At 53.7% G+C, this 21,226-nt stretch carries 17 protein-coding genes and 3 rRNA genes; 11 read left to right on the top strand and 9 right to left on the bottom strand.

Annotated elements, in window-relative coordinates:
* The first annotated feature begins 225 nt into the window (after positions 1 to 225).
* From tkt to ACW44H_RS00255, 7 genes are all read left to right on the top strand, one after another.
* Entirely contained in the window at positions 226 to 2,217 is a 1,992-nt protein-coding gene (tkt, locus tag ACW44H_RS00285; RefSeq protein WP_457506167.1) for a transketolase, read from the top strand.
* Positions 2,218 to 2,220: 3 nt separating this feature from the next.
* Complete coding sequence (locus ACW44H_RS00280) at positions 2,221 to 2,574, top strand: CidA/LrgA family protein (RefSeq protein WP_113271233.1); 354 nt, start codon at positions 2,221 to 2,223, stop codon at positions 2,572 to 2,574.
* Positions 2,564 to 3,289 (top strand): LrgB family protein, encoded by a 726-nt coding sequence (locus tag ACW44H_RS00275; protein WP_457506166.1) that lies wholly within the window; start codon positions 2,564 to 2,566, stop codon positions 3,287 to 3,289. The genes ACW44H_RS00280 and ACW44H_RS00275 overlap by 11 nt, the downstream gene beginning before the upstream one ends.
* 104 nt (positions 3,290 to 3,393) lie before the next feature.
* Complete coding sequence (locus tag ACW44H_RS00270) at positions 3,394 to 4,431, top strand: type I glyceraldehyde-3-phosphate dehydrogenase (protein WP_113271231.1); 1,038 nt, start codon at positions 3,394 to 3,396, stop codon at positions 4,429 to 4,431.
* Between the two features lie 61 nt (positions 4,432 to 4,492).
* Positions 4,493 to 5,674, top strand: a complete 1,182-nt coding sequence (locus tag ACW44H_RS00265) for a phosphoglycerate kinase (RefSeq protein ID WP_457506165.1) — start codon at positions 4,493 to 4,495, stop codon at positions 5,672 to 5,674.
* Positions 5,675 to 5,787: 113 nt separating this feature from the next.
* Positions 5,788 to 6,852 carry a class II fructose-bisphosphate aldolase gene (fba, locus tag ACW44H_RS00260; protein ID WP_457506164.1) on the top strand — a complete coding sequence of 355 codons (1,065 nt, stop codon included), beginning with the start codon at positions 5,788 to 5,790 and terminating at the stop codon, positions 6,850 to 6,852.
* Positions 6,853 to 7,043: 191 nt separating this feature from the next.
* Positions 7,044 to 7,394, top strand: a complete 351-nt coding sequence (locus tag ACW44H_RS00255; RefSeq protein WP_241524672.1) for a hypothetical protein — start codon at positions 7,044 to 7,046, stop codon at positions 7,392 to 7,394.
* A 17-nt stretch (positions 7,395 to 7,411) separates the two neighbouring features.
* Here ACW44H_RS00255 and ACW44H_RS00250 read toward each other — a convergent pair whose 3' ends face one another.
* Complete coding sequence (locus ACW44H_RS00250; protein ID WP_457506163.1) at positions 7,412 to 7,843, bottom strand: hypothetical protein; 432 nt, start codon at positions 7,841 to 7,843, stop codon at positions 7,412 to 7,414.
* A 319-nt stretch (positions 7,844 to 8,162) separates the two neighbouring features.
* Between ACW44H_RS00250 and ACW44H_RS00245 the strand changes: the two genes are divergently transcribed.
* The 3 genes from ACW44H_RS00245 to ACW44H_RS00235 all read left to right on the top strand — a co-directional run bounded on the left by ACW44H_RS00245 (position 8,163) and on the right by ACW44H_RS00235 (position 10,218).
* Positions 8,163 to 8,861, top strand: coding sequence for an HAD family hydrolase (locus ACW44H_RS00245; RefSeq protein WP_457506162.1), 699 nt, complete (start codon positions 8,163 to 8,165; stop codon positions 8,859 to 8,861).
* A gap of 2 nt (positions 8,862 to 8,863) precedes the next feature.
* On the top strand, positions 8,864 to 9,238 hold the full coding sequence (locus ACW44H_RS00240) for a translation initiation factor Sui1 (protein ID WP_457506161.1): 375 nt from the start codon (positions 8,864 to 8,866) through the stop codon (positions 9,236 to 9,238).
* 71 nt (positions 9,239 to 9,309) lie between these two features.
* Positions 9,310 to 10,218, top strand: a complete 909-nt coding sequence (locus tag ACW44H_RS00235) for a nuclease-related domain-containing protein (RefSeq protein WP_457506160.1) — start codon at positions 9,310 to 9,312, stop codon at positions 10,216 to 10,218.
* A 10-nt stretch (positions 10,219 to 10,228) separates the two neighbouring features.
* Here ACW44H_RS00235 and ACW44H_RS00230 read toward each other — a convergent pair whose 3' ends face one another.
* From ACW44H_RS00230 to ACW44H_RS00215, 4 genes are all read right to left on the bottom strand, one after another.
* Complete coding sequence (locus ACW44H_RS00230; protein ID WP_457506159.1) at positions 10,229 to 11,560, bottom strand: deoxyguanosinetriphosphate triphosphohydrolase; 1,332 nt, start codon at positions 11,558 to 11,560, stop codon at positions 10,229 to 10,231.
* Positions 11,561 to 11,703: 143 nt separating this feature from the next.
* Positions 11,704 to 11,819 (bottom strand): 5S ribosomal RNA (rrf, locus tag ACW44H_RS00225).
* 153 nt (positions 11,820 to 11,972) lie between these two features.
* Positions 11,973 to 14,862, bottom strand: a 23S ribosomal RNA gene (locus ACW44H_RS00220).
* Between the two features lie 247 nt (positions 14,863 to 15,109).
* Positions 15,110 to 16,638 (bottom strand): 16S ribosomal RNA (locus ACW44H_RS00215).
* Together the 16S, 23S and 5S rRNA genes form the textbook arrangement of a ribosomal RNA operon.
* A gap of 550 nt (positions 16,639 to 17,188) precedes the next feature.
* Between ACW44H_RS00215 and ACW44H_RS00210 the strand changes: the two genes are divergently transcribed.
* Entirely contained in the window at positions 17,189 to 18,214 is a 1,026-nt protein-coding gene (locus ACW44H_RS00210) for an aspartate carbamoyltransferase (RefSeq protein WP_457506158.1), read from the top strand.
* 27 nt (positions 18,215 to 18,241) lie between these two features.
* Here the strand turns inward: ACW44H_RS00210 and ruvX are convergent, their stop codons facing one another.
* From ruvX to ACW44H_RS00190, 4 genes are all read right to left on the bottom strand, one after another.
* Complete coding sequence (gene ruvX, locus ACW44H_RS00205) at positions 18,242 to 18,697, bottom strand: Holliday junction resolvase RuvX (RefSeq protein WP_113270259.1); 456 nt, start codon at positions 18,695 to 18,697, stop codon at positions 18,242 to 18,244.
* Positions 18,697 to 19,254, bottom strand: coding sequence for a YqgE/AlgH family protein (locus ACW44H_RS00200; RefSeq protein ID WP_022520996.1), 558 nt, complete (start codon positions 19,252 to 19,254; stop codon positions 18,697 to 18,699). The genes ruvX and ACW44H_RS00200 overlap by 1 nt, the downstream gene beginning before the upstream one ends.
* A 74-nt stretch (positions 19,255 to 19,328) precedes the next feature.
* A complete protein-coding gene (gene gshB / locus ACW44H_RS00195; protein WP_457506157.1) occupies positions 19,329 to 20,285 on the bottom strand; it encodes a glutathione synthase in 957 nt (318 codons plus the stop codon).
* A gap of 77 nt (positions 20,286 to 20,362) precedes the next feature.
* On the bottom strand, positions 20,363 to 21,055 hold the full coding sequence (locus tag ACW44H_RS00190) for a CvfB family protein (protein ID WP_113270257.1): 693 nt from the start codon (positions 21,053 to 21,055) through the stop codon (positions 20,363 to 20,365).
* Positions 21,056 to 21,226 lie beyond the last annotated feature (171 nt).

Below are 21,226 nucleotides of genomic sequence, written 5' to 3'. Positions count from 1 at the left end.
CTGTAATCCACAGCATCAGCAGGAAATCATGGCAGGTGACCCCTGCCCATATTAGTGAAGCGGCAGTATGACGTTCTCCACCACTTCGGGAGGCAGAGTCTACACGCTGTCGGCGATGCTTCCCAGAACGTGTTTACCAGAATTTTCCGCTACATTTGCCGCCACATGGGAAGTCAGCGACAATAGCGCCTTTATAATTTCCGTTTTCAGGCGAGGAGCACCCCCATGCCATCCCGTTTTGAGCTAGCCAATGCCATTCGTGCGCTTTCCATGGATGCCGTTCAGAAGGCCAAGTCCGGCCACCCTGGTGCGCCCATGGGCATGGCGGATATTGCCGAGGTGCTATGGAATGACTACCTCAAGCACAACCCCGAAGACCCTAAGTGGGCCGATCGTGATCGGTTCGTGCTTTCCAATGGTCACGGTTCCATGCTGCTTTATTCACTGCTGCACTTAAGCGGCTACGAGCTTAGCCTCGAACAACTGCAAAATTTCCGTCAGTTGCACTCGCCCACCGCTGGCCACCCAGAATTTGGCTACGCGCCGGGTATCGAGACCACTACCGGCCCCCTCGGTCAGGGCTTTGCCAACGCTGTGGGCTTTGCGATTGCGGAAAAAACCTTAGCGGCCCAGTTCAACCGCCCTGGCCATACCATTGTTGACCATCACACCTGGTGTTTTTTGGGCGACGGCTGCGTGATGGAAGGTATCTCCCACGAAGCGGCGTCGTTCGCGGGTACCCATCAGCTGGGTAAATTGATCGCAATTTACGATGACAACGGTATCTCTATTGATGGTGAGGTCGAAGGTTGGTTTACCGACGATACCGCCAAGCGCTTTGAAGCTTACGGCTGGCACGTAGTACCAAACGTGGATGGCCACAAGCCGGAGGAGATAAAAGCGGCGATTGAGCTGGCCAAGAGCCACGACGATAAACCCAGCCTGATTATCTGTAAGACTATCATTGGCTTTGGCGCCCCCAACAAGCAGGGTAAAGAGGATGCTCACGGCGCGCCATTAGGCGATGAAGAAGTGGCCCTGGCCCGCACCCAGCTCGACTGGCCCCACGCGCCCTTCCATATCCCTGAGCCCATCTACTCTGCCTGGGATGCCCGTGAAGCCGGCAAATCTGTGCAGCAGGCATGGGAAGATCGCTTTGCCCGCTATGCGGAGGCCTTCCCCACGGAAGCACGTGAATTCACTCGCCGCATGAAGCGTCAGCTGCCTGCGAAACTGCCCACAGAAGCATTGATTGAACAGTCCCAGGAGCGCGGCGAGACCATCGCATCACGTAAAGCCTCGTTTGAAGCGCTGAATGTGATCGGCCCCCAAATGCCGGAACTGCTGGGCGGCAGCGCCGATCTGGCACCCTCAAACCTGACCTTTTGGAAAGGTGCTAAAGCGATCACGCCGGAAGATGCCAGTGGCAACTACCTGCACTACGGTGTGCGTGAGTTTGGCATGGGTGCAATCATGAACGGGATCGCCCTGCACGGCGGTTTGGTACCTTACGGCGCTACCTTCTTGCTGTTTATGGAGTACATGCGCAACTCGATCCGCATGGCGTCGTTGATGGGTCAGCAGGTCATTTATGTGTTCACTCACGACTCCATCGGCCTGGGTGAAGATGGCCCAACTCACCAGCCAGTCGAGCAGCTCACTAACCTGCGCACCACGCCTAACCTAAACACCTGGCGGCCATGTGATGCGGTAGAAACTGCTGCCTCCTGGGATGCAGCTATCAAGCGCCACTCGGGACCCACCGCGTTGGTACTGTCACGACAAAACCTACCTCACCAGCAGCGCACTAAAGCGCAGCTGGCAGCCATTCAGAACGGCGCCTATGTGCTTAAGGATAGCGAAGGTACGCCCGAGTTGATTCTGATTGCGACCGGTTCTGAAGTATCGTTGGCGATGGACGCCGCCGCCGAGCTTGAACAGCAGGGTAAGGCGGTACGTGTGGTTTCCATGCCTTCGGCCTATCGCTTCAACGGTCAGGATGCAGAATACCGCGAGAGCGTACTGCCTAAGGCAGTGACCAAGCGTATCGCGATTGAAGCCGCTCACGCCGACTACTGGTACAAGTATGTGGGCCTGGAAGGCCGTGTCATTGGCATGACAACTTACGGCGAATCGGCCCCGGCGGGTGATCTGTTCAAGCACTTCGGCTTTACCGTCGAGAATGTGGTCAAGCAAGCCAACGAATTGCTCGGCTAAATCATGCCGGTACTCAGTGGCTTTCTATGGCTGATTAGCTACTGGCTGATCGGTGAAGTGGTGATCCACTTCACCGCTTTGCCGATCTCTTCAGGCGTCATTGGCATGCTGCTGCTCTGTGCGACTCTCGCCGTACGAGGCCGCGTTCCTACCAGCATTGCAGCTGCCGCCCAGCCGCTAATTGCCTTGCTCGCCATGCTGATTATGCCCGGCGTTGTCGGTGTATTTTTTATCATTGGCGAGCTAGCAGGACAGTGGACCGCTATCCTTATTGCGCTAGTGCTAGGCACATTACTCAGTGTGTTTACTACGCTGTGGTTACTCAAGCGGCTAATCGGGCAACCCTATGTCCGCTGAGGCATCGCTGCTCACCCTATTAACCACTACTCCGCTGTTTGCGGTGGGGTTAACGCTCGCCGCTTATTTACTTGGTAGCGGTCTGTTCCAGCGTTTAAAGCGCCCCTCTTGGCTTCCCGCTATTTTGATCGCGGCGCTGCTGCTGGCGGGGGCGTTAGCGCTGATAGGACTGCCTTACGCCACCTATCAGCAGGGTGCTACGTGGCTGACGGTGCTTTTGGGCCCCGCCACGGTGGCGCTGGGCATGCCGCTTTATCAGCAGTTGCCACGTATCGTTGAGTTATGGCGGCCTTTGGCGATTTGTTTGCCCGTTGCTGCAACCCTGGCGGCTTTCTATTCGCTGGCAATCGCTTGGTTGCTGGGTAGCTCGGATACGATACTCGCTTCCATTGCCGCTAAATCGGTAACTGCGCCGATTGCGATCGGTATTACTGAACAGCTTGGCGGCACGGTAGCATTGCTACTAGGAGCACTGTTGGTCACCGGTGTAATCACGATTCCCTGTGTTAGCCTCGCCGCGCGTTGGTTGGATATCGATGATGACCGCTTAATCGGTTTTGCACTGGGGCTTAACGGCCACGCGATTGGTACTGTCAGGGCATTTGAGCTTAGCCCCACCGCCGGGGCATTCGCGTCCCTGGGAATGAGCCTTACGGGTATATTCACTGCGGTGTTGCTGCCGCTTGCCTGGCGGCTAGTCGGCATGGGCAGTTAATTGGGGCGGGCCAATGATAAGAATCGCTGGCTGAAATGCGTTATCATTGCTGGTTTTCAACGTCATTTTAATCATTGAACCACTTTTAAGAGTCGCCCTTCTGCATGGCTAATTCTGCTTCCAGATATCGCATTGCCATTAACGGTTACGGCCGTATTGGCCAGTGCGTTTTGCGGGCGCTCGTTGAGCGGCATCATCCTGAGATTGAAATAGTCGCCATTAATGAGTTTTCTGACCTTGCTACCATTACCTACCTGACCCGTTACGACACGACTCATGGCCGCTTCCCTGGAGACGTCGATAACGACGGTCAGTCCCTTATCGTCAATGGTCAGCGCATTCAGGTGCTCTGCGAACAAGACCCACGGAAGCTACCCTGGAAAGCGCTCGAGGTAGACCTGGTGCTTGAGTGTTCGGGAAGTTTTAAAGATCGCGCCACTGCCGAGCAGCATCTAGCAGCAGGCGCTAAGCGGCTGCTGTTTTCTCAGCCAGCGGAAAATGATGTCGACGCCACTATCGTATGGGGCATTAACGAAGAAAAGCTGGACCTTTCCCAGCGCATTCTTTCTGCCGCTTCGTGCACCACTAACTGCCTTGTGCCGCTTTTGACGGTTCTGGATGAAACACTCGGCCTTGAGCACGGTGTCACCACCACGATTCACTCGGCCATGAACGATCAGCCGGTGATCGATGCTTATCACCAAACTGACTTACGTCTCACCCGTTCTGCGATGCACTCAATTGTGCCGGTGGATACCGGTCTGGCACTTGGCATTAGCCGCTTAATGCCGCATCTAGCGGGGCGCTTTGAATGCCTGCACGTGCGCGTTCCAACGATCAATGTTTCTGCTATGGATCTAGCCCTCACCGTCAGCCGTAATACCCATCGCGATGACGTGAATGCGATATTGCTGGCCGCCAGCCAGCAGCGCTTAAAAGGTGTGCTTGGCTATACTGAAGCGCCTATGGCGTCAGTCGATTTCAATCATGACCCGCGCTCAGGCATTCTGGACGCCACTCAAACCCGAGTAGCCGGTCAACGTCTTATCAAGTTGCTGTGTTGGTTCGATAACGAATGGGGGTTCGCTAATCGTATGCTCGATATCAGTCAACGATTGGCTAGGCTTTCGACAGACACATAATCTGTTTACATGACTTGCTCATAGTTAGTTCAACGGCATAAAACACGAGGAAACCGCTCACATGAACGTGAAAAAGATGACCGATCTGCCCTTGGAAGGGCAACGCGTGCTGATCCGTGAAGACCTGAATGTGCCCATCAAACATGGTCGCGTCTCCAGCGACGCTCGTCTGCGAGCCGCATTGCCGACGATTCAAGCGGCTGCGCAGGCTGGGGCTAAAGTGATGTTGATGAGCCATTTAGGGCGCCCCACCGAAGGTCAACCCACCGAGGAGTTTTCCCTCGCGCCGGTAGCGGAGCACTTAGGTGAACTGTTAGGCTGCCCAGTACCGCTGATCAAAACCTACCTCGGTGAAAAGGTCGGCGAAACGCTTGATCTCGCTAACGGCGACATCGTTTTGCTTGAAAACGTGCGCTTTAATAGCGGCGAGAAAAAAGACGATGAACAGTTGGCGAAACAATACGCCGCCCTCTGCGATCTCTTTGTGATGGACGCTTTTGGCACCGCCCACCGCGCACAAGCCTCTACCCATGGCGTCGCACGTTTTGCACCGAGTGCCTGCGCAGGGCCACTGCTTGCCCAAGAGCTCGATGCGTTAGAAAAGGCGTTGGCGCATCCCGCACGCCCAATGGCGGCCATCGTTGGTGGCTCAAAAGTATCGACTAAGCTCGATGTACTTACCGCATTGGCTGAAAAATGCGACCAGCTAATTGTCGGCGGGGGTATTGCCAACACCTTTATTGCCGCGGCGGGGTACAATGTCGGCAAATCACTCCACGAAGCCGATTTGGTTGGCCAAGCAAAAGCGCTGATGGAAAAGGTTTCGATTCCGCTCCCGAGCGATGTTGTTGTTGCCACCGAGTTCTCTGAGTCGGCAGAGGCTGTTGTCAAACCGGTCGATCAAGTGGCCGATAATGAAATGATTCTGGATATTGGCCCAGACACCGCGGCTCACTTGGCGGGTATGTTGAAAGACGCAGGCACTATTCTATGGAATGGCCCTGTCGGTGTATTTGAAATCGATCAGTTTGGTAAAGGCACTCAGGTCATCGCTCAGGCCATTGCGGATAGCGCAGCTTTCTCGATTGCCGGAGGTGGCGATACGTTAGCGGCTATTGATAAATATGCGATTGCAGATCGCGTGTCGTACATTTCCACTGGCGGCGGCGCCTTCCTTGAGTATGTCGAAGGCAAGCAGTTGCCTGCCGTTGCGGCTCTCGAAGCCGCTGCCAAACACGGTTAACATTAAACGACTCAAACTTGCACGCTCGCAGCCGGAAGTAGTGGTTTTAGCTGCTCCGTTTTAGAACGTATTTTTAATAACATGTTTTTAAAAACTCAGGATAAGGTGATTTCATGGCTCTGATCAGCATGCGCCAGATGCTCGACCACGCCGCCGAATATGGCTACGGCATTCCGGCGTTCAACGTCAACAACCTTGAGCAGATGCGCGCCATTATGGAAGCCGCCGATGCCACCGACTCACCGGTCATCGTGCAGGCCTCTGCCGGTGCGCGCAAGTATGCTGGCGCCCCTTTTCTTCGCCATTTGATTTTGGCAGCCGTTGAAGAGTTTCCGCATATCCCTGTTGTCATGCATCAGGATCACGGCACCAGCCCTGCGGTGTGCCAGCGTTCAATTCAGCTTGGCTTCTCGTCGGTGATGATGGACGGCTCCTTGGGCGAAGACGGCAAAACACCGACTGACTACGACTATAACGTCAATGTTACCCGTCGCACGGTGGAAATGGCTCACGCCTGTGGCGTTTCCGTTGAAGGCGAGCTGGGCTGCCTGGGCAGTCTCGAAACGGGCATGGCCGGAGAAGAAGACGGCATCGGCGCTGAAGGCAAGCTGGATATGGAACAGTTGCTGACAGACCCCGAAGAAGCCGCCGATTTTGTGAAAAAGACTCACGTCGACGCGTTGGCGATTGCCATTGGCACCAGCCACGGCGCTTATAAATTCACCAAACCGCCGACCGGAGACACGCTTTCTATTCAACGCATCAAAGAGATTCATGCACGGATCCCCGATACCCACCTGGTTATGCACGGCTCCTCTTCCGTACCACAAGAATGGCTGGAAGTGATTAACCAGTACGGCGGCGAGATTCCGGAAACTTACGGCGTGCCCGTCGAAGAGATCGTTGAAGGTATTAAGCACGGTGTGCGCAAGGTTAATATCGATACTGACCTGCGCCTGGCGTCCACCGGTGCAGTGCGGCGTTTTTTGGCCCAGAACCCTGCTGAATTCGACCCGCGCAAGTTCTTGAAGGAAACCGTTACTGCGATGCGCGACCTGTGTATCGCTCGCTACGAAGCTTTCGGTACAGCCGGCAACGCCAGCAAGATTAAACCGATCAACCTGGAAGAGATGTTCCTACGCTATGAGCGCGGCGAACTGGCTCCCAAGATAAAATAACCGCATAGACGACAGAGCTTCAAAAAAGACGACCTGTTTGGTCGTCTTTTTTTGTGACTCTTTTTTTTTGCAACTCTTTTTTAATAACGCAGGTTATGACTAACGAAATAGATATTGCATTGCAGCATTGATACGCCAACACTGAGAAGAAGCCATGAGCTTTCATGTTCCAACAGAGAGGCAACCTTTTTATGAACCGCACATCTACACTGACTTTTATGCCCACGACGCCAGTGGCAATGTTTGATGTATGGAAAGTCGGGGTTATGGCGTTTGAGCTATGGTCCACCTCTTTATCAACCATCACTATGCGCAATCATTTATGGCAAACACAGCCTTTCTTCAGCCCTAAAATGATGCAAGAGAATCAGCGCATGGTCACGGAAAAACTCGAGGCCAGCATGGAAGCTGGCCTCGTCATGCAAAAAGCGCTATTTAACTCAATGAATGGGCAGTTAGCCCCTTGGTGGGTAACCAGCAAGCACACTATGAAACCTTATCATCAACGCAGCAGTGCTAATTCGCGGCGGCTTGCCAAGTAGTACACCGGGCACTGAGGTTACTCGTTATCTTCAGTGCCATTCTTGTTCTCTTTGCTATTCTCTTCCTCGCTATCATGAATAGCATCTTCTGGACTACCGGTACCACCCGTGCCAGCTTCGGGATTTCTCTCTTCACTGTCGCCAGGCTCTAGCGCTACGTCATCTTCACCTGCACGCGTTGCTTCTTCTTCGCCCTTTTCTTCCTCTTCTTCTTCTTCGCTGACGCGAGATTGCTCATCAGCGCCTTCGGAATCGCTAGAAGAAGCGCCTTCATCTTCGTCACGCTTCACTGATCCCGCTTTAATACCGTACTCTTCTTCAAGCGCCTCATCATCCAGAGGCTTTTGCTGTTCACTCTCAGATTCATGATTATCAGCAAACACATAGCTCGTGGTCGTTAGTAAAGCAGCGCTAAGTGCAAAAGGTAGCAACCAAGGGGTTAATCGCATTAGGCGTTCTCCATGTTGTGGTTATAACAGAATAGTGTATCCCTACTCTCTCTTCAGTGCAGACTTCTTTAGATATGCATATCGCCATTACAGCTTAGCTGTTCCCAACGCTCACAATGGGACGCTTACTAACGCCAAGTTATAGATTGTGGTAGGCAACAAATTGAGCGTAGCCGTTTAAGCTGGCGTAAGCGTATCGTGTAGGCAAGCAAAAAATAACAAAACAGTGTTCACAAATAGCGTAAAATCCCGTTCAATAGCAGTATGGATGGCTTAAACCAATACTGGCAGCGCTTAAGCCGCTGCAAGGAACCGCGCAATGCCGCTCCCACTTTTGCTGTTTGACTGTGATGGCACCCTCGTCGATAGCGAGCCGCTACTGGCCGAAGAGATGGCCATCGGACTTAATTCAGTAGGCCTGCCTTTTGCGACTACTGATTACCTTGGCGAGTTTCGTGGAGCGCGCTTCCGGCGCATCGTTGCTGAACTGCAACAACGCTATGGTGATGTTGACCCTGACCAGCTTGACCGCATGGAAACCTCAATGCGGGCCAAGCTAGCCACTAGGCTTGCTCAGGAGCTGACGACTATACCAGGTGCTCGTGAAACGTTGGACATCCTAGTCTCTTATCCCAGTGCGGTGGTTTCTAACGGACCCGAAAGCAAAATCCACACGGCATTAGAGGCCACGGGGCTTAGCCAATACTTCGGAAAACGCTTTTTCAGTGGCTATACCGCTAATTGCTGGAAACCAGAGCCCTGTTTACATCTCCATGCAGCGAGTATTATGGGCTATGCAGCGCGTGACTGTATTGCCATAGACGATGCTTTGGTAGGCGTCCGCGCGGCGCTTCAAGCGGGCATGACGGTGATTCATCTAAACCGTTTCCCCGATGCCGAAACAACGCCTGAAAATGCCATTATGATCAGTAACATGTATCAATTACCTGCAGTGGTAGAGCGACTCACGCGTGAATATTGGCAAACACCTGTGCCTCAACATTCAATAGGAGGATGATAATGGCCTCTTTACGTGATCAGTTAGGTGGACTGGTTTACTCCACCGAACATGGCAAAACCTGTCCTATCTGCCGGGAAGCACTTGAAGCCTGTCAGTGTGACGAGATGAGCGAGCAGCAGCGCTTGGCTGCTCTTGATGGTGTGGTACGTATTCGGCGAGAAACGAGTGGCCGTAAAGGCAAAGGCGTGACCACCGTCAGTGGTATTCCACTGTCTAGTGACGACCTTAAAGCGTTGGCAAAAACGCTTAAAAAGCGTTGCGGAACGGGTGGAGCGGTGAAAGAGGGTATTATTGAGATTCAAGGCGACCATCGCGATACCCTGCGCCAAGAGCTGCTTGCCCTTGGCTACCAGGTTAAATTCGCTGGCGGTTGAAGCTTCTACACCACTATAACTTATTATCGGGACTTACCATCAGGTGAGTCGCTATAGAGCAAGGCACTGCAATGGCTTGGCTGGAATACTTGCTACCCCTGATTTTTTTATTCCCTATGGCGGCAATGGCCAGTATTGTCCTTGCGCTGCGTAGCCTACATGATGCTCGCGTTCACTCCCCTTTTAACGCGCCTCTTCACGAACCAGGCCAAGCACTGCGGCACCGCCTTGACCAAGCGTTTTCCAGCCTATTTTTAAACGGCGCATTAGGGCCTATCATCAGCTTGGCGCCGCTGGTGTATGGTATGGGCCGAATGTTGTTTGTTGACCGGCAGGATTGGGTGGAATGGGCCCTGTATGGGCTGCTCAGCACGCTACTGGTACTCACGTTTTCATTGCTATTGGTGCGTGATTATCAGCGTATTCGGCGGCTAAAATTGGGCTTAGCCTGCGAGCTTGCCGTTGGCCAAGAGTTGGAACGATTAGTCCGCCCCGATGCGCACCCCTACTACGTGTTTCATGATGTTCCCACCGACAGCTTCACCATCGATCACGTGGTAGTAACCCCCCATGGGGTGTTTGTGGTCGAGACACGGGCAAGAACCCTCGCGATTGGCACCGATGGCAACGAGCTCAACACCGTGGCGGTAGAGCGCGAGCGATTGCGTTTTCCACACTGGCAAGAGCGCCGACCAATGCATAAAACACGCCAAGGGGTTAGCTGGCTTACCCATTGGTTAGAGCGCCGTTGTGGCGTGCCTGTGCCGGTGCGTGGCGTACTGGTATTACCTGGCTGGAAAATAGATAACAGCGAGGCTGCCCCAGATATCCTAGTGGTAAGCGGAGATACCTTAGCTCAACAGATAACGGAGCTAACGTCCGGTCCGCTCAATGACGCGATCCATGACAAGGTTATTAATGTTCTACTGGAGCGCGCTAAGCTAATGGAATTAAAGCACTTACGCCAACCGTCAGTATAAGTGCTCTGGCCTAATCACCGCGTAGACGCCCACCCATCTCTTGCGCTAGATCCACTGCGTAGTGATCCGTCATCCCGCCGATAAAGTCCAGCATTCGACGGTAGCTATCGTAGAGCGGCCAAGAAGGCAGCGGGGTGTTTTCACCAATAAGAGCCAGCACACGTTGATGTTTAAACGATGAGTGCCCCGTATGGTGAAGCTCATGAGCAGCGCCTATAAAAGCTTCCAAAAGAATACCCAGCGTCGTATAGGCGCCAATCTCTAATTTTGCCTTACGCTCGTTTTGAAAAATACGCTCTCGAGCCAGTTGCTTAGCCGCTTGCACACCCCAGCCCAAATCGGGATGGCATAACGCTAATAAGTCATCACTTAAGGCGCCGCTTAGTAGCGCCTGCTCATGCTGGACAAAAACTGCGCCGACATCATTGACGGCACGCTCCATGGCAGCGCCTCGCAACAGCGCAATGCGGCGACGCTGGGACACATTACGCGCTTGCATATCGGCATATTCAGGCGGGAACTCCCCGGCAATCTGGCGCAGTATCTCGACAACCTCTTCATAGCGCAGAATACCCATCTCCAAACCATCTTCCAGATCCAGAAGCGCATAACAAATATCATCGGCCGCCTCGACTAGCCAAGCTAATGGATGACGGCACCAACGCTGCTCACCATTGGGCAACAAACCTACCGCTTCAGCTACCTCTTTGAGTAACGCCTGCTCAGACTGGTAGGCGCCGAACTTGCCTGCCCGCCCGCTATAACGAACAGTCCAAGGGTACTTAAGCAGCGCACCCAGTGTGGCCGCAGAAAGCCTCATACCGCCATTAAACTGGTTATATTCAATCTGGGTAATCACCCGAAAACCCTGGGCGTTGCCTTCATAGGTCAGCAGGTCCTCGCGCTCAGCGTCTGAAAGACCTTCTAACAGACCACTGCTTTGAGCACGCTGAAACCAGTCGCGAATGGCATACTCGCCGGCGTGACCAAAAGGGGGATTACCAATGTCATGCCCCAGGCACGCCGTTTGTACAATGACGCCGAGATCAGCGGGCGTAATCCATTCAGGCAAGCGATCGCGTAGCAACTCCCCCACAATCATGCCCAAAGAACGACCTACACAGCCAACTTCCAGCGAATGAGTTAGGCGCGTATGGATATGATCGTTTTCGGTTAGCGGGTGCACTTGTGTCTTGCGCCCCAGACGTCTAAACGAGCCTGAGAAAACAATTCGGTCATGGTCTTTATGAAACGGACTACGCCCTATTTCACGGGTACTTGTTGAGCGTTGATCGTGAAGACGACGTGGGGAAAGTAGCTGCTCCCAGCGCATCTGAGTCATGGGCATTCCTCCTTGAGGAGTGCATTCTGACATAAAACGCCAGAAAACCGCACGTTAGTGTATGGGTTAAGGTGAGGTGTATTGTCGACCGCCCAGCAAAAAGCCCCGAACACTGAATGCTCGGGGCTTTTTACGGTATAAGTGCCTGACGATGACCTACTCTCGCATGGGGAGACCCCACACTACCATCGGCGCTAAGCGGTTTCACTGCTGAGTTCGGCAAGGGATCAGGTGGTTCACGCTCGCTATGGTCGTCAGGCGTAACTGGCTATGTACATCATGCTGACTAGCGTTTGCTAAATTGTGATCGTCTCATTGCTTGCCGCCCTGACGTTATGTCGCTTGGGCCACACGCTGCGTATCCGGTGTTTCATGTGTCGTTATCATCACGACCAGACCCCTTGGGTGTTATAGGGTCAAGCCTCACGGGCCATTAGTACACGTTAGCTCAACGCCTTGCAGCGCTTCCACACCGTGCCTATCAACCAGCTGGTCTCGCTGGGCCCTTCAGGAGGCTCTAGGCCTCAGGGATGTCTCATCTTGAAGGGGGCTTCCCGCTTAGATGCTTTCAGCGGTTATCCCGTCCGACCATAGCTACCCGGCAATGCCACTGGCGTGACAACCGGAACACCAGAGGGTCGTCCACTCCGGTCCTCTCGTACTAGGAGCAGCCCTTCTCAAACATCCAACGCCCACGGCAGATAGGGACCGAACTGTCTCACGACGTTCTAAACCCAGCTCGCGTACCACTTTAAATGGCGAACAGCCATACCCTTGGGACCGACTTCAGCCCCAGGATGTGATGAGCCGACATCGAGGTGCCAAACACCGCCGTCGATGTGAACTCTTGGGCGGTATCAGCCTGTTATCCCCGGAGTACCTTTTATCCGTTGAGCGATGGCCCTTCCATACAGAACCACCGGATCACTAGAACCTGCTTTCGCACCTGCTCGACGTGTCTGTCTCGCAGTCAAGCACCCTTATGCTCTTGCACTCAATGCACGATGTCCGACCGTGCTGAGGGTACCTTCGTGCTCCTCCGTTACTCTTTAGGAGGAGACCGCCCCAGTCAAACTACCCACCACACACTGTCCTCGATCCGGATAACGGACCTGAGTGAGAACGCCAATGATGCCAGGCTGGTATTTCAAGGTTGGCTCCCTCCGAACTGGCGTCCGGAGTTCAAAGCCTCCCAGCTATCCTACACAGGCAACATCAGCGTCCAGTGTGAAGCTATAGTAAAGGTTCACGGGGTCTTTCCGTCTAGCCGCGGGTACACCGCATCTTCACGGCGATTTCAATTTCACTGAGTCTCGGGTGGAGACAGCGTGGCCATCATTACGCCATTCGTGCAGGTCGGAACTTACCCGACAAGGAATTTCGCTACCTTAGGACCGTTATAGTTACGGCCGCCGTTTACCGGGGCTTCAATCAAGAGCTTCGCCTTGCGGCTAACACCATCATTTAACCTTCCGGCACCGGGCAGGCGTCACACCCTATACGTCCGCTTGCGCGTTAGCAGAGTGCTGTGTTTTTAATAAACAGTTGCAGCCACCTGGTATCTTCGACCGGTTCGGGCTGAGAGAGCAAGTCTCGTCACCCTACGCCGGCGTGCCTTCTCCCGAAGTTACGGCACCATTTTGCCTAGTTCCTTCACCCGAGTTCTCTCAAGCGCCTTGGGATTCTCACCCTGACCACCTGTGTCGGTTTGGGGTACGGTCGCACATGATCTGAAGCTTAGAGGCTTTTCCTGGAAGCGTGGCATCAGTGACTTCCTGACCGTGGTCAGTTCGTTTCGCATCTCGGCTTTAAGATCCCGGATTTGCCTAAGATCTCGGCCTACATGCTTTCACCAGGACAACCAACGCCTGGCTCACCTAGCCTTCTTCGTCCCCCCATCGCAACCATGTCCGGTACGGGAATATTGACCCGTTTCCCATCGACTACGCCTTTCGGCCTCGCCTTAGGGGCCGACTCACTCTGCTCCGATTAGCGTCGAACAGAAACCCTTGGTCTTCCGGCGAGGGAGTTTTTCACTCCCTTTATCGTTACTCATGTCAGCATTCGCACTCGTGATACCTCCAGCGAACTTCTCAATTCACCTTCATTGGCTTACACGACGCTCCTCTACCGCTCACACCTAAGTGTGAACCCGTAGCTTCGGTACCTGGTTTAGCCCCGTTACATCTTCCGCGCAGGCCGACTCGACTAGTGAGCTATTACGCTTTCTTTAAAGGATGGCTGCTTCTAAGCCAACCTCCTAGCTGTCTGAGCCTTCCCACATCGTTTCCCACTTAACCAGGATTTCGGGACCTTAGCTGACGGTCTGGGTTGTTTCCCTTTTCACGACGGACGTTAGCACCCGCCGTGTGTCTCCCACGCGTTACTCACCGGTATTCGGAGTTTGCCTCGGGTTGGTAAGTCGGGATGACCCCCTAGCCGAAACAGTGCTCTACCCCCGGCGGTACTACATGAGGCGCTACCTAAATAGCTTTCGAGGAGAACCAGCTATCTCCGAGCTTGATTAGCCTTTCACTCCGATCCACAAGTCATCCAAATCTTTTTCAACAGATCCTGGTTCGGGCCTCCAATTGATGTTACTCAATCTTCACCCTGCTCATGGATAGATCGCTCGGTTTCGGGTCTATATCCAGCGACTGTGTCGCCCAGTTAAGACTCGGTTTCCCTACGGCTCCCCTATACGGTTAACCTCGCCACTGAATATAAGTCGCTGACCCATTATACAAAAGGTACGCAGTCACAGAACAAGTCTGCTCCTACTGCTTGTACGCACACGGTTTCAGGATCTATTTCACTCCCCTCTCCGGGGTTCTTTTCGCCTTTCCCTCACGGTACTGGTTCACTATCGGTCAGCCAGGAGTATTTAGCCTTGGAGGATGGTCCCCCCGTCTTCAGTCAAGGTTTCTCGTGCCCCGACCTACTCGATTTCACATGATCAGATTTTCGACTACGGGGCTATCACCCGCTACGGCCGCGCTTCCCAACGCGTTCGCCTAATCAGTCTCATGCTTAAGGGCTGGTCCCCGTTCGCTCGCCGCTACTAGGGGAATCTCGGTTGATTTCTTTTCCTCAGGGTACTTAGATGTTTCAGTTCCCCTGGTTCGCCTCGTACATCTATGTATTCAATGCACGATACTCATCTTATGATGAGTGGGTTTCCCCATTCAGAGATGTCCGGGTCACAGGTTGTTGCCACCTCACCGAACCTTATCGCAGGCTACCACGTCTTTCATCGCCTCTGGCTGCCTAGGCATCCACCGTGTGCGCTTCATTGCTTGACCCTATAACCCGAAGGAGTCTGGGGTTCGCAATGATAACGTTTCATTTTGCCGGATACGCTTGAGACGTATCACAATTTAAGAAGCACTTCCTAAGAAGTGTTCTTGTCAGCATGATATACATTGTTAAAGAGCGACTGCTAGAAGCAGTGATAAGGCAACGCTCTAGGCGTGTGGCTTATCACTGCTCATCAACAGCTATCTGATCAGGTAATTCATTGTGGACGCTTACTGACTGTGACGCATCGTTTAAGGAGGTGATCCAGCCGCAGGTTCCCCTACGGCTACCTTGTTACGACTTCACCCCAGTCATGAACCACACCGTGGTGATCGCCCTCTTGCGTTAGGCTAACCACTTCTGGTGCAGTCCACTCCCATGGTGTGACGGGCGGTGTGTACAAGGCCCGGGAACGTATTCACCGTGACATTCTGATTCACGATTACTAGCGATTCCGACTTCACGGAGTCGAGTTGCAGACTCCGATCCGGACTGAGACCGGCTTTAAGGGATTCGCTGACTCTCGCGAGCTCGCAGCCCTTTGTACCGGCCATTGTAGCACGTGTGTAGCCCTACCCGTAAGGGCCATGATGACTTGACGTCGTCCCCACCTTCCTCCGGTTTGTCACCGGCAGTCTCCTTAGAGTTCCCGCCATTACGCGCTGGCAAATAAGGACAAGGGTTGCGCTCGTTACGGGACTTAACCCAACATTTCACAACACGAGCTGACGACAGCCATGCAGCACCTGTCTCTGCGTTCCCGAAGGCACCCCGGAATCTCTTCCGGGTTCGCAGGATGTCAAGGGTAGGTAAGGTTCTTCGCGTTGCATCGAATTAAACCACATGCTCCACCGCTTGTGCGGGCCCCCGTCAATTCATTTGAGTTTTAACCTTGCGGCCGTACTCCCCAGGCGGTCGACTTATCGCGTTAACTTCGCCACAAAGTGCGCTAGGCACCCAACGGCTGGTCGACATCGTTTACGGCGTGGACTACCAGGGTATCTAATCCTGTTTGCTACCCACGCTTTCGCACCTCAGTGTCAGTGTCAGTCCAGAAGGCCGCCTTCGCCACTGGTATTCCTCCCGATCTCTACGCATTTCACCGCTACACCGGGAATTCTACCTTCCTCTCCTGCACTCTAGCCTGACAGTTCCGGATGCCGTTCCCAGGTTGAGCCCGGGGCTTTCACAACCGGCTTATCAAGCCACCTACGCGCGCTTTACGCCCAGTAATTCCGATTAACGCTTGCACCCTCCGTATTACCGCGGCTGCTGGCACGGAGTTAGCCGGTGCTTCTTCTGCGAGTGATGTCTTTCCTGGCGGGTATTAACCGCCAGGCGTTCTTCCTCGCTGAAAGTGCTTTACAACCCGAGGGCCTTCTTCACACACGCGGCATGGCTGGATCAGGGTTGCCCCCATTGTCCAATATTCCCCACTGCTGCCTCCCGTAGGAGTTCGGGCCGTGTCTCAGTCCCGATGTGGCTGATCATCCTCTCAGACCAGCTACGGATCGTTGCCTTGGTGAGCCATTACCTCACCAACTAGCTAATCCGACATAGGCTCATCCAATAGCGGGAGCCGGAGCCCCCTTTCTCCCGTAGGACGTATGCGGTATTAGCCTGGGTTTCCCCAGGTTATCCCCCACTACCGGGCAGATTCCTATGCATTACTCACCCGTCCGCCGCTCGTCAGCATCCCGAAGGACCTGTTACCGCTCGACTTGCATGTGTTAGGCCTGCCGCCAGCGTTCAATCTGAGCCATGATCAAACTCTTCAGTTTAAAATCATTGTGATCCTTACTCGTCACTCGAAAGTAACAAAAGCGGATCAAACTTGGCTCAAGGTTCAAACGAATTCACTGTGATACTCCGAAAAGTATCGATATGTTCGCTTGCCTTGATATTTAGTGATTTGTCACTAACATCAGCAAGCGCCCACATGAATTACCTGATCAAATTGTTAAAGAGCTGTTTCGCTATGGTAGCTAACTAATTAAGCTACCCGGCTGGCCGTTGACTTGGCTTGCCTCAGCGAGGAAGGCGTATTCTACGCATTTCCTGGTGGTTGTCAAGCGCGTTGTTTTCGATGTAAACCTGACCACATCCAAAATCGCTAACTACCTGACAAACCGAAGGTTTTCACCTTCATTCACCGCTGGTAACGCTTGGCGTCCCCGGCAGCGGATGCGTACTTTACGGGCTCAAAGACGGGTTGGCAAGGGCTTTTGTAGAAAAATTACAGATTCGTCATATTAAGAAGATTAAACCCCTTCGGCGGCACCCTCATTGGCGGTTACACTAGGCGCATCCACCACCTTGCTGAGGTCCGTCATGAGCCACCACCTGCTAACTGTCGACTCATTAACCCGTGAAAGCGTTGATCACTTACTGCGTGTAGCTGCACGCATGGAGCCGATAGCTCAGCGGCGCCAAGTGACGCGCGTATTAGAAGGAGCGGTACTCGGCAATCTGTTCTTTGAAGCCAGCACTCGCACGCGCGTCAGCTTTCATACAGCCTTTTGTCGGCTAGGTGGCAGTGTCTGTGACACGACAGGGTTTACTTTCTCTTCAATGGCGAAAGGTGAATCACTCTATGACACCAGCCGCGTAATGAGCGGCTACTGCGATGCCATAGTGATGCGCCACCCCGACCAGGGTTCCGTCGCTGAGTTTGCAGCAGCCACCAATGTACCCGTGATTAATGGCGGTGATGGCCCTGGGGAGCACCCCAGCCAAGCATTACTTGACCTTTATACGATTGATAAAGAGTTTCAACGGCTGGGCAAATCGCTGAGCGGTGCACATATCTTACTGACCGGCGACTTGAAGTACGGCCGTACTGTTCATTCACTGATCAAGCTTTTATCACTCTATGACCCGCTGCGCATTACGCTCGTGTCACCGCCGGGCCTTGAGATGCCTTCCTCGCTGATTGACTTAGTAGCATCACGCGGCCACCGCATTGAGCAGCGCGACTCACTGGCCAGCGACTTTGCAGATTTAGATGTGGTGTACACCACGCGCATTCAGAAAGAGCGCTTTACCGATGAGATGAATGAGAGCTTTCAGGGGCTTTCCGATGACTTTATGGTTAACCGCGATTTTCTCGATCACCGCTGCAGTCAAAGCACCATTGTGATGCATCCACTACCTCGGGATAGCCGTCCAGGTGCCAATGATTTAAATGTAGATTTAAATGGCGACCCTCGCTTGGCGATTTTCCGCCAGACGGATAATGGCATTCCGATGCGAATGGCAATTTTCGCAACCTTGCTAAAGGTCGACGAATTGATCGAGCAGGACGCACGCCCAGTACGTTGGTACGTACCCTCCCAGATCGGCACACTGGATCGCTGAACTCTTCGCCGCTAAGACACTCACGCGCTACAGCGAAAGACGCCCGCCAGGCAGGCCTTCCTGGTGGGCAAACCAGCCCTCAAGGATGAGAATAGCCGCAATGCCATCGACACTATCTTGACGATAGTTGCCTTTATGGCCCGCCTCGCGAGCGATCATTTTCGCTTCTCGCGTGGTGCCACGCTCGTCGACCATTGCACATGGCTTTCCAAAACGGCCATGCAAACGATTACCGAACTTGCGAGCACGGGTGCTCATGTCTGATTCGCTACCATCCATATTCAGCGGCAAACCCACCACTAGCAGGTCTGGCTGCCACTCGCTAAGCAGCCGCTCGACAACGTTCCAGTCAGGAATTCCATCCCGCGCCGTCAGTGGCGTTAGCTCGCGCGCACTACGCAGCAACTCATTGCCAACCGCCACACCGATACGCCGAGTACCGTAGTCAAAGGCTAGAATGAGACGCTGCCCCGCTTCGGCCATCAGGCGTGCCCCGCGTCTCGGGTCATTAGGTTAAGATCTATACCAAGTAAACCAGCCGCCGCCGTTAACCGCTCAACGGGTGGCGTATTGAAGAGCACGCTGCTCTCGGCTTCTACCGTTAGCCAACTGTTCTCCTTCAGCTCCTCTTCCAGTTGCCCCACTTCCCAGCCCGCGCAGCCTAAGCAGACTAAAAAGTGCTCTGGCCCCTCGCCAGCAGCAAAGGCCTGAAGAATATCCAGCGATGTGGTTAGCGCAATGCCATCTTCCACCTGGATGCTCGAGTCCCACTGCTGACTATCACCGACATGCAGAATGAAGCCACGGTCTTTATGCATCGGTCCGCCGTAATAAACCGGCGCATTGCGGTGCGGGCTTGTTTCACCGCCTAATTCCAGCTGATCAAACAGCGCCTCAAGCGTGATTTCTAACGGTCGGTTAGTAATTACCCCCATGCAGCCGTTGTTATCGTGATCGCAAAGATAAATCAGACTACCGGCAAAATTGGGGTCTTCTAAATGTGGCATGGCCATTAAAAAGTGATGTTTCAAACTTTGCATGCGTCTCCTACTGCCTGCAGGCATCCCAGCAGGCATAGCGTAAATTAAATGACATTATAAAAGTGGAACCGCGCTTAGGCTAAGCGGCGCTCGATGGCATCCAGCAGTAAACCGGCGATATTGGTACCCCGCTGATCATCGATTTCACGCACACAGGTAGGGCTGGTGACATTGATTTCGGTAATATAGTCACCAATCACATCGAGACCAACGAACATTAAGCCCTTGTCACGAATCATCGGCTGAACCTGTTGGATAAGCCAATGGTCACGCTCGGTGAGTTCACGGCTGACGCCCCGCCCACCGGCGGCCAGGTTGCCACGGGTTTCGCCCGCCGAGGGAATGCGCGCCAGGCCAAAGGGAACGGGTTCACCATCGACCAATAGAATGCGCGTATCGCCATCCTTTATTTCCGGCAGGTAACGCTGCGCCATGATTTGGCGTTGGCCGCGAAAGGTGAGCTGCTCGATTACTGCGCCGATATTACGGCCGTCCGGGCCAATATGAAAAATACCGGTACCGCCCATGCCATCCAGTGGCTTGAAGATGACATCGCCGTGCTCCGCATGGAAGGCACGCAGAACATCATCGCGGCTGGCCACAAGCGTCGGCGCGCAGCACTGTGGGAACTGTTGCGCAAACAGCTTTTCATTACACTGCAGCAGCGCCGCCGTGGGATTGACCACCAGCACACCTTCACGTTCGGCAAAGCCCAGCAGATGCACGGCATTAGTAAAATCAGCATCGACGGGCGGGTCTTTACGCATCAGCACTACATCCAACTCAACCAGCGGGCGGGCCGACGCTTCGCCTAGGTCATACCAGTGGTTTGGGTCACGATGCACCGTTAAAGGCCGCATACGCGCGTAGGCTTGCCCTGCATTCAAGAAAAGGTCTTCCTGCTCCATATAGTGCAGGATGTAACCACGCTCCTGGGCAGCCCATAGCATGGCCATGGTGGTGTCTTTCTTGTAAGCGATGTCGCTAATGGGGTCCATCACGACGCCGAGATGCAGATTTGATTGGCTCATCGGGGGCACTATCCAAACATGAACAATAGAGTCGCAGTATGCCGCACTGCCCGCCCGGCTCCAACTGCCCCCGCTAACTACTCGCTAAGTGCGCCAGGCACCAAGCGAATAGCATCAGGCTCTAACGTGATCAACTGCTGCTTGTAAAGCCGGCCAATCGCTTGTTTATAAGCACTTTTACTGACCCCTAAGCGCGCTTTAACTTCATGGGCAGGGCTTTTATCCCCCAGCGCTAAATAGCCACCGCTTTCCCGCAGTGCTTGCAGAACCTTGTTACCGACTACATCTAGCCGGGCTGCGCCTGGCGGTAACAGCGAGATATTGAGGCGACCATCTTCACGCCGCTGCTTCACATAGCCTTTAACTGATTGGCCACGACGCAATGGCTGAGTCACATCATCCTGGTAAATAAGCCCCCAATAACGGTGATTCACCACCACTTTCATACCCAAATCGGTACGATCAGCTACCACGACGGCTACTTCATCACCTTTTTCCAACGCCCAGGCATCGTCCGTCAAAAAGCGATCCAGCTTCATCGTAGCGACCGGCCGTCCTTGGTCATCGCTATACAGCATGACCAATACGCGCTTACCGGCATCTGGGCGAAAATGCTGCTCACTAAACGGCAACAGCACATCTTTTGGCTGTCCCCACTGCAAAAAAGCACCGATGTTATTGACCGCTGTCACTGTCAGGTACGCCACTTCCCCCAACTGGGCGGCTGCATCGCTGGCGGATCGAGGGGATGAGTGTGACTCACGCACCATGGCTGTCGTCCTTCAAGAAATATAGAACACCATTATGTGTGTCTGGCACACGCAGGGCAAAGCGAGTTGTCGTTTCAGTGGCGAAAAACGCTTAAGGCTCATGCGAAAGCAAACAACGCACAACCTGCTACTATCAAAACACTAGCCCAAATTAGGCGTATAGGAGCGAAC

The organism is Vreelandella sulfidaeris Esulfide1, from assembly GCF_054072535.1.
This window is presented reverse-complemented; position numbering and strand designations above follow the sequence as displayed.